We start from the raw sequence: 8,901 nt of genomic DNA on the forward strand, positions 1-8,901 counted from the left end.
GGTGGGTGGGAGCCACGGCCCGGCGGTGCCCGCCGCCCCCCTGTCCCGCGCCTCACTCCAGTTCGGCCGAGGGGATCATCGGAAAGAACACGCCCTGCGACCACAGCCCGAACCAGCGGGCGCCGTCATGCTCGGCATGGCAGCCCATCTCCACCAGCCGGTAAAAGCTCTTGCGGTCGATCAGCGCCTCCAGGTTGCGGCGCACCCGCACATAGGGCGCGGGTTCACCCGTTGCCGGGTCCCGCGCCACCCGGATGGGATGCTCGGGCCCGGCCACCGCCACGTCGCCCACATGGGTGGTGAAGGTCAGCCGCATGTCGCGCCCCGCCCCCTCCGCCACAAAATCCACCGCCACGAAGGGCGCGTCGTCCACGGTGATCCCCACCTTCTCGGCCGGGGTCACGAGAAAATACTTCTCCCCCTCCCGCCACAGGATCGAGGAAAACAGCCGCACCAGCGCCGGACGCCCGATCGGCGTGCCCAGGTAATACCACGTCCCGTCCCGCGCGATGCGGATGTCCAGATCGCCGCAGAACGGCGGATTCCAGCGCTCCACCGGCGGCAAACCGCCCCTTGCGGCGGCGCTGGCCCCGGCGGCCAGGCTGTCGGGCGACGGTTTCACGATGTTTTGTGAGCACATGCTTTTTGCCTTCGGCTGCCGGTGGCATAGTTGCCCCATAATGGACATAGGAGCCCACCCCGGGCTTCGCCACGCCCGGAGGCGCGCGCATGACCACCCACACCCCCGACACCGCCGATGCCATGGTGGACGAGATCGCCGCCCTCGGCACGCGCCTCGCGACCGCGCGCGCCAGCATCGACCGGCGGTTCATCGGACAGGAGCAGGTGGTGGAGCTGGTCCTCTCGGCGCTTCTGTGCGGCGGGCATGCGCTGCTGATCGGGCTGCCGGGGCTGGGCAAGACGCGGCTGGTGGACACGCTGTCGACGGTGATGGGGCTGAAGGGCTCGCGCATCCAGTTCACGCCCGACCTGATGCCGGCCGACATCCTCGGCTCCGAGGTGCTGGACACCCGCGACGACGGCAGCCGCGCGTTTCGCTTCATCGAGGGGCCGATCTTCTGCCAGCTGCTGATGGCCGACGAGATCAACCGCGCCAGCCCCCGCACCCAGTCCGCCCTGCTGCAGGCCATGCAGGAACGCGAGGTCACCGTCGCGGGCCGCCACATGCCGCTCGGGCGTCCCTTCCACGTGCTGGCCACCCAGAACCCGATCGAGCAGGAGGGCACCTATCCCCTGCCCGAGGCGCAGCTCGACCGCTTCCTCGTGCAAATCGCCGTGGAGTATCCCGACCGCGACACCGAGCGCGACATCCTGCTGGCGACCACCGGCGCAACCGAGGCCGAGGTGGAGCCGGTGTTCACCGCCGACGAGCTGCTGGCCGCGCAGGCCCTGCTGCGCCGGATGCCGGTGGGCGAATCGGTGGTGGAGGCGATCCTCGATCTGGTGCGCGCCTGCCGCCCCGGCGGGCCCGAGGCGCTGCCCGAGGTCACCGCCGCCGTCAGCTGGGGGCCGGGGCCGCGCGCGGCTCAGGCGCTGATGCTGACGGTGCGGGCGCGCGCGTTGCTGGACGGGCGGCTGGTCCCCTCGATCGAGGATGTGCGCGCGCTGGCCCGCCCGGTGCTGAGCCACCGCATGGCGCTGGGCTTTGCCGCGCGCGCCCGGGGCGAGGACCTCGCCACGCTGATCGACGGTGTCGCCGCCCGCATCACCCACATCGAGCAGGCCGCTTGACCGCCGCCCCCCCTGCCCTGCGCCACCGCGCCGAAGGTCTGGCAGCCCCCCTGCCGCCGCTGCTGGCCGAGGCCGAGCATCTGGCGGCCACCGTCATGCTGGGCGAACACGGCCGCCGGCGGGCGGGCGCGGGCGACGAGTTCTGGCAGTACCGCCCCGCGCATGCGGGTGACGGGCTGCGGCTGGTCGACTGGCGCCGCTCGGCCCGCTCGGACACGCATTTCGTGCGCGAACGCGAATGGCAGGCGGCGCAGTCGGTGACATTCTGGGTCGACGACGCGCGCTCCATGGCATTTTCGGGCGCCCGCGACCGTGCGCCAAAGGCCGACCGGGCGCGGCTTCTGGCGCTGGCGCTGTCGGTGCTGCTGGTGCGCGCAGGCGAGCGGGTGGGGCTGGCGGCGCCCGACATGGCCCCGCGCGCCGGTCAGGTGCAGCTGATGCGGATGGCCGCACGGCTGTGCGACGACGGCGCGTCCGACTACGGCGCGCCAGACGCGACCGGACTTCCGGCGCATGCGCGCGCGGTGTTCCTGTCGGATTTCCTGGGCGACCTCGGGCCGGTGGAGGGGGCGTTGACCGCCGCCGCCGACCGCGGTGTCAAGGGCGCGCTGGTGATGGTCCTCGACCCGGTGGAGGAGGCATTCCCCTTCGACGGCCGCACCATCTTCGAGAGCATGGGCGGGGCCCTTCGCCACGAGACCCTGCGGGCGGGCGACCTGCGCGGCCGCTACCTGCAACGGCTGGCCGAGCGCAAGGACCGGCTGGAGGAGCTGGCGCGGCTGACCGGCTGGCGCTTTACCTGCCACCATACGGGCGACCCGGCGATGGGCGCGCTGATGTGGCTGCACCAGGCGCTTGACCGGGTGCGGGCATGATGACGCTGGGGTCACTGGGGTTCGCCGCGCCGGGCCTGCTGCTGGCGCTGCTGGCGCTGCCGGTGGTGTGGTGGCTGCTGCGCGCGGTGCCGCCCGCGCCGGTGGTGCGGCGGTTTCCCGGCGTGGTGCTGCTGCTGGGCCTGAGGGACTCCGAGACCGAGACCGACCGCACGCCGTGGTGGCTGCTGGCGCTGCGGCTGCTGGCGATCGCGGCGGTGATCGTGGGGTTCTCCGGCCCGGTCCTGAACCCGGCCGAGCGCAGCCCCGGCACCGGGCCGCTGCTGATCCTGATCGATGCCAGCTGGGCCAGCGCGCGCGACTGGCCGCGCCACCAGGACCGGGTGACGGCGCTTCTGGCCGATGCGGGCCGCGCGGGGCGCCCGGTGGCGGTGGCCACGCTGTCGGAGCTTGCGGGCGGCGAGATCACCTTTCGCGGCGCCGAGTACTGGTCGGGCCGTGTCGCGGGCCTTGTGCCGCGGCCATGGGCCCCCCCGGCCGATGTGGCGCGCGCGCTGGAGGCGGCCCTGGGTGCGGCCGAGACGGAAACGGTGTGGCTGTCGGACGGCCTCGACCGGCCCGGGCGCGCCGATGTGCTGGCGGTGCTGGAGGCCCGCGGCCCGGTGCGGGTCATCGAAAGCCCGCGTCCGGCGCTGGCGCTGCGCCCGGCCCGGTTCGAAAGTGGCCTGATCCATCTGGAGGCGCTGCGCAGCCCCCCCGCCGACAGCCGTACCGAGGTCACGATCACCGCCCACGGCCCCGACCCGTCGGGGGTGGAGCGTGAGCTGGCCCGCGGCACCGCCGCATTCGGCCCCGGCGCGGCGGTGGCGGGGCTGTCGCTGTCGTTGCAGCCCGAATTGCGCAACCGCATCACCCGCTTCCAGATCGCCGCCGAGCGCGGCGCGGGCACCGTCAGCCTGACCGACGACGGGCTGCAACGGCGCAAGGTGGCGCTGCTGGCGCCGCGCGACGGGCGCGAAGGGCTGGAGCTGCTGTCGCCGCTGTTCTATCTCCGCCAGGCGCTAGAGCCGGTGGCCGACCTGATCGACGGCGGCATCGACGACATCCTGCTGGCCGCGCCCGACGTCATCATCCTGGCCGACATCGCCCGCGTGACCGAGGTGGAGGCCGACATGCTGACCGAGTGGATGGAGGGGGGCGGGCTGCTGGTGCGCTTTGCCGGGCCGCGCCTGGCCGCCAGCGACGTCAGCCGCGGAGAGCTGGACCCGCTGATGCCGGTGCGCCTGCGGGCGGGCGGGCGCACCGTCGGCGGCGCCATGAGCTGGGGCGCCCCGCGCCAGCTGGAGCCGTTCGACGAGACCTCGCCGTTTCACGGCCTGGCCGTGCCCGAGGATGTCACCGTCAGCGCGCAGGTGTTGGCACAGCCCGACCCCGAGCTTGCGCAGCGCGGCATCGCGCGACTGGCCGATGGCACGCCGCTGGTCACGCGCCGCGCGATCGGCCAGGGCCAGGTGGTGCTGTTCCACGTCACGGCCAATGCCGAGTGGTCCACCCTGCCGCTGTCGGGGCTGTTCGTGCAGATGCTGGAGCGGCTGGCGATCTCCACCCGCCCGGCACGCCCCGATGCCGCGGATCTGGTTGGCGCGACCTGGACGGCCGAGCGGGTGATGGACGGCTTCGGCGCGGTGGCGCCTGCGGGCACGATGGCCGGTGTCGACGGCGCGGCGCTGGGCGCGGCGCTGGAGGGGTCCGGCCCCGATGCCGGTCCCGGTGCGGGCCTTCCGCCCGGCGTCTATGCCGCCGACGACCGCCGGGTGGCGTTGAACGTGGCCGGAGCCGGGACAACGCTGGCGCCCGCGACATGGCCCGCCCGGATCCCGGTGGAGGGGCTGGAGACCGCCCGCGAGACGCCGCTCAAGGGCGCGCTGCTGTCGCTGGCCTTTGTGGCGCTGATGGCCGACATCCTTGCGGCGCTGGCGGTCTCGGGGCGACTGATGGCGCTGCGAGGGGCGGCGGTGCTGGCGCTGGCGCTGCTGATGCACGGCCCCGCCCCGGCCCACGCCCAGACGCAGGACCAGGCACAGGCACAGGAACAGGCACCCAGCGACGACCGGCTGGCGCTGCGGGCCACCGCCGAGGTGGTCCTCGCCCATGTGCTGACGGGGGACCCGCGCATCGACCAGGTGGCCGAGGCGGGCCTGCGCGGGCTGTCGCGCACGCTGTTCGAGCGCACCACGGTGGAGCCCGCCGACCCCATCGGCATCGACCTCGAAACCGACGAGCTGGCGTTCTTTCCCTTCCTCTACTGGCCCGTGACCGAGGGCGCGCCAACCCCGTCCGAGGCCGCCTATGCCCGCCTGAACCGGTATCTGCGCGCGGGCGGCATGATCCTGTTCGACACCCGCGACGCGGACATGGCGGGGTTCGGCTTCTCCTCGCCCGCCGGGCGGCGGCTGCAGGAGATCGCGCGCCCCCTCGACATCCCGCCGCTGGAGCCGGTGCCCGACGACCATGTGCTGACGCGCACCTTCTACCTGATCCAGGACTTTCCCGGCCGCCACACCGGACAGGTCTGGGTCGAGGCCTCGGCCCCCGACGCGGAACGCGCGGAAGGCATGCCGTTTCGCAACCTCAATGACGGCGTCAGCCCGGTGGTGATCGGCGGCAACGACTGGGCCGCGGCATGGGCGGTGAACGAGCGCGGCCGGCCGATGATGCAGATCGGGCGCGGCGCCGCGGGCGACCGGCAGCGCGAGATCGCGCATCGCTTCGGCGTGAACCTGATCATGCATGTGCTGACGGGGAACTACAAATCCGACCAGGTGCATGTGCCCGCCCTGCTCGAACGGCTGGGGCAGTAGATGACACAGACGATCCTTCTGGACCCGCTGGTGCCGATGGTGCTGATCTGGGTGGGCGCGGGGCTGGCCACGGGAATGGTGGCGCTGGCGCTGTGGCGGGGGCTGTCGGGGTGGTGGCTGCGCGGTCTGGCGGCGGCGATGGTGCTGGCAGCCCTCGCCAACCCCTCGCTCCAGACCGAGGAGCGCCGCGCGCTGGGCGACATCGTCATCGCGGTGGTGGACGAAACCGCGTCGAACCGCCTGACCGACCGCGCCGCGCAGGCGGCGGCGGCGCTGGAGCATCTGGAGGCGCGCGTCGCCCGCCTGGCCGACACCGAGCTGCGGGTAGTCCGGCTGCGCGACACCGACGACAACGCGGGAACCCTGATGATGCAGGCGCTGGCCGGCGCCCTGTCGGAGGAGCCCGCCGACCGCATCGCCGGCGTGGTGCTGATCACCGATGGCCAGATCCACGACGCGCAGCTCGCCCCCGACACGCCCGCCCCGGTGCATGCCCTGCTGACCGGCCAGCCCGACGACTGGGACCGCCGCCTGATCGTGCGCAACGCGCCCGCATTCGCCATCCTGGGCGAGTCCGTCACCCTGACGCTGAAGGTCGAGGATCAGGGCGACGTCCCCCCCGCACAGGCCGGGCAGGCCCGCCTGTCGCTGTCGGTCAACGGCGAGGACGCGCGCACCGTCACCGTCCCCGTCGGCGAGGAGCTGGCGCTGCCCGTCATGCTGGAGCGCGGCGGGATGAACGTGCTTCAGTTCGAGGTGGCCGAGGCCGAGGGCGAGCTTACGACGCGCAACAACGCCGCCATCGTCCAGATCAACGGCGTGCGCGATCGGCTGTCGGTGCTGCTGGTGTCGGGCGAACCGCACGCCGGGCAACGGACCTGGCGCAACCTGCTGAAGTCCGACGCCTCGGTCGATCTGGTGCATTTCACCATCCTGCGCCCGCCCGACAAGCAGGACGGCGTGCCGGTGTCGGAGCTGTCGCTGATCGCCTTTCCCACGCGCGAGCTGTTCATCGACAAGATCGACGAGTTCGACCTGATCATCTTCGACCGCTACAGCCGCCGGGGCATCCTGCCCGCCAGCTACTATGACAACGTGCGCCGCTATGTCGAACGGGGCGGCGCGGTGCTGGTGGCCGCCGGTCCCGAGCTTGCGGGGGTGGAGAGCATCTGGCGCTCGCCTCTGGGGTTCGCCTTTCCGGCGCGGCCGACGTCGCGGGTGCTGGAGGTGGGGTTTCGCCCGGAGCTGTCGGATCTTGGCCGACGCCATCCGGTGACCGAGGGCCTGGATGACGCGATGCCGCGCGCCGACGATGGTGGTCCCGGCTGGGGCCGCTGGTTCCGGCTGGTGGAGGTGGAGCAGGAGACCGGGCAGGCCGTGATGGAGGGGCCGGAGGGCCGTCCGGTGCTGATCCTCGACCGGGTCGGCGACGGGCGGCTGGCGCTGCTGGCCTCGGACCACGCCTGGCTGTGGGATCGCGGCCACGAGGGCGGCGGGCCGCAGCTGGAGCTGTTGCGCCGTCTGGCCCACTGGATGATGGGCGAGCCGGAGCTGGAGGAAGAAGCGCTGACCGCCACCGCCCAGGGCGGCACCATCACCGTCACGCGCCGCACCCTGGCGGACACCGCCGCCCCCGTCACCGTGACCGGTCCCGACGGGGCCGAGGTGACGCTGGATCTGACCGAGGAAACCCCCGGCCGATTCGCCGCCCGGTGGGAGGCGCCCGGGATCGGGCTCTATCGCCTGACCGACGGCACGCTGGATGCGGTGATCGCGCTTGGCCCCTCGGCCCCGCGCGAATTCGAGCAGACCATCGCCACCGCCGACACGCTCGCGCCGCTGGTGGGGACCACGCGCGGCGGCGCGCTGCCGATCGCCGAGGGACTGCCGGACCTGCGTCAGGTCCGCGAGGGGCGCGCGGCGGCCGGGCGCGGCTGGATCGGCATCACCCCGCGCGACGCCCAGGCGACCACCGATCTGCGTACCGCGACGCTGTTGCCGGCATGGCTGTGGCTGCTGGCGGCCGCGGGTCTGGCGCTGGCGGCCTGGCTGCGCGAGGGCCGTGCCAGCCGCAAGCCCTGAGGCCGCGCGCTCAGAGCGGCACGAAGGTCCCGCTGGTGGCGTCGTATTCCTCCAGCACGCCGCTGGCGATGTCGGTCCACAGCCCGTGCAGCCGCAGCCGCCCCGCCGCGACCGGCGCCTGCACGAAGCGATAGCTCAGCAGGTTCTCGAGCGAGATCAGCACCCCCGCCCGCTCCATCGCGCCCAGCCGCAGCGCAGGGTCCACGTCGATGGTCCGCGCATAGACCGGCCGCAGCACATCGAGCCAGCGGCCGACCATGCTGCCCTCGGCCTCCAGCGCGGGGGCGAGGCCCGCGCACATGTCGTGGCACCCCTGCACGCCGCCGCAGCCGGAATGCCCGATCACCAGCACATGCGGCACCTGCAGCACGCTGACGGCGTATTCCACCGCCGCCGAGGTGCAATGGCGCTGCGCGCCCGGGTCATGCGGCGGCACGATGGAGGCGATGTTGCGGTGCACGAAGAATTCGCCCGGATCGGCGCCGAACATCTCCGGCAGGGTGACGCGGCTGTCACAGCACGAGATCACCATGGCGTGGGGGCGCTGCCCTTCGCTCGCCAGTTGGGCGTAGCGGCCGCGCTTCTCCTCATAGCGGGTGGCCCGCCAGTCGCGATAGCGGGCGACCAGGTCCGAGGGCAGCGGGCTCGCCTGCCGTATGTGGGGACGTCCGTTCACCATTGCGTGTCCTGCCTATCCCGAAGGCATCGGCTTTTCGAGGGGGATCGCACGCGACGGAAAGGAAATCTTGAGACCCGGCGGTCAGGGTAAACACAACGCAACGATGGATGGCGGAGGGGACGATGGGCCAGGTGGTCGCGCTGTGTCACGAAGAAGGGGTCCGGCTGGACCCCGCCCGCCTGCGCGGGCTGGTCGCGGATGTCGGCCGGGGCGCGGCGGCGGGGATCACCGGCCTCGCGCTGGAGGAGATGGCCCGCAGGCTCGCGCGGATGGAGGAGCATTACCAGGGCGGCGAGACGCGACAGATCCGCCGCCACGCGCTGGCGCTGTCACGGCGCGCGGGAACGGTGGGCATGACCTCGCTGGCGCGGGTGGCGGGCGATGTGGCCACCTGTGCCGGTCGCGGCGACATGGTGGCCTTTGCCGCGACATGGACCCGGCTGCACCGCATCACCGACCGCTCGCTCAGCGCGCTGCACGCGCTGCGCAACGGCCACGGCTGAAGGGTCAGCCCCCCGGCAGCCCCGCACGGTCGAGCCCGTCGAGAAACGCGAGGTCGGCCGCATAATGCGCGGCGATGTTGGCCTGGCCACGCGCCGACAGCCGGGCTCGGTCGGGTGCGGGGTCGGCATGGTCGCGCCCCAGCGCATCCAGCCCCGCCATCCCCCCGGCACCCGACCGAGCCCGGCTGTCG

8 protein-coding genes are annotated in these 8,901 nt (G+C 73.1%); 5 read left to right on the forward strand and 3 right to left on the reverse strand.

All coding sequences use genetic code 11. From position 1 onward, the window contains the following. Positions 1-52: 52 nt before the first annotated feature. Positions 53-640 carry a DUF1285 domain-containing protein gene (locus CCR87_RS04560; RefSeq protein WP_201156386.1) on the reverse strand — a complete coding sequence of 196 codons (588 nt, stop codon included), beginning with the start codon at positions 638-640 and terminating at the stop codon, positions 53-55. An 89-nt stretch (positions 641-729) separates the two neighbouring features. Between CCR87_RS04560 and CCR87_RS04565 the strand changes: the two genes are divergently transcribed. From CCR87_RS04565 to CCR87_RS04580, 4 genes are read left to right on the forward strand one after another with little or no spacing between them, the layout of a single operon-like run. Next, complete coding sequence (locus CCR87_RS04565) at positions 730-1,752, forward strand: AAA family ATPase (RefSeq protein ID WP_201156387.1); 1,023 nt, start codon at positions 730-732, stop codon at positions 1,750-1,752. Then, positions 1,749-2,627 (forward strand): DUF58 domain-containing protein, encoded by an 879-nt coding sequence (locus CCR87_RS04570; protein WP_242511855.1) that lies wholly within the window; start codon positions 1,749-1,751, stop codon positions 2,625-2,627. The genes CCR87_RS04565 and CCR87_RS04570 overlap by 4 nt, the downstream gene beginning before the upstream one ends. Next, a complete protein-coding gene (locus CCR87_RS04575) occupies positions 2,624-5,446 on the forward strand; it encodes a DUF4159 domain-containing protein (protein WP_201156388.1) in 2,823 nt (940 codons plus the stop codon). Before CCR87_RS04570 ends, CCR87_RS04575 begins: the two co-directional genes overlap by 4 nt. After that, positions 5,447-7,528: a hypothetical protein gene (locus CCR87_RS04580; RefSeq protein WP_201156389.1), complete on the forward strand. Its 2,082-nt coding sequence runs from the start codon at positions 5,447-5,449 to the stop codon at positions 7,526-7,528. 10 nt (positions 7,529-7,538) lie between these two features. Here CCR87_RS04580 and CCR87_RS04585 read toward each other — a convergent pair whose 3' ends face one another. Next, positions 7,539-8,204 (reverse strand): carbonic anhydrase, encoded by a 666-nt coding sequence (locus CCR87_RS04585; protein WP_338048874.1) that lies wholly within the window; start codon positions 8,202-8,204, stop codon positions 7,539-7,541. A gap of 125 nt (positions 8,205-8,329) precedes the next feature. Between CCR87_RS04585 and CCR87_RS04590 the strand changes: the two genes are divergently transcribed. Then, a complete protein-coding gene (locus CCR87_RS04590; protein WP_201156390.1) occupies positions 8,330-8,710 on the forward strand; it encodes a hypothetical protein in 381 nt (126 codons plus the stop codon). A 4-nt stretch (positions 8,711-8,714) separates the two neighbouring features. Here CCR87_RS04590 and CCR87_RS04595 read toward each other — a convergent pair. Continuing rightward, positions 8,715-8,901 (reverse strand): hypothetical protein (locus CCR87_RS04595; RefSeq protein WP_207186556.1); only part of this gene is annotated, 187 nt, incomplete at its 5' end.

Origin of the sequence: Rhodobaculum claviforme, from assembly GCF_016653255.1 — a bacterium.
GTDB lineage: Bacteria > Pseudomonadota > Alphaproteobacteria > Rhodobacterales > Rhodobacteraceae > Rhodobaculum > Rhodobaculum claviforme.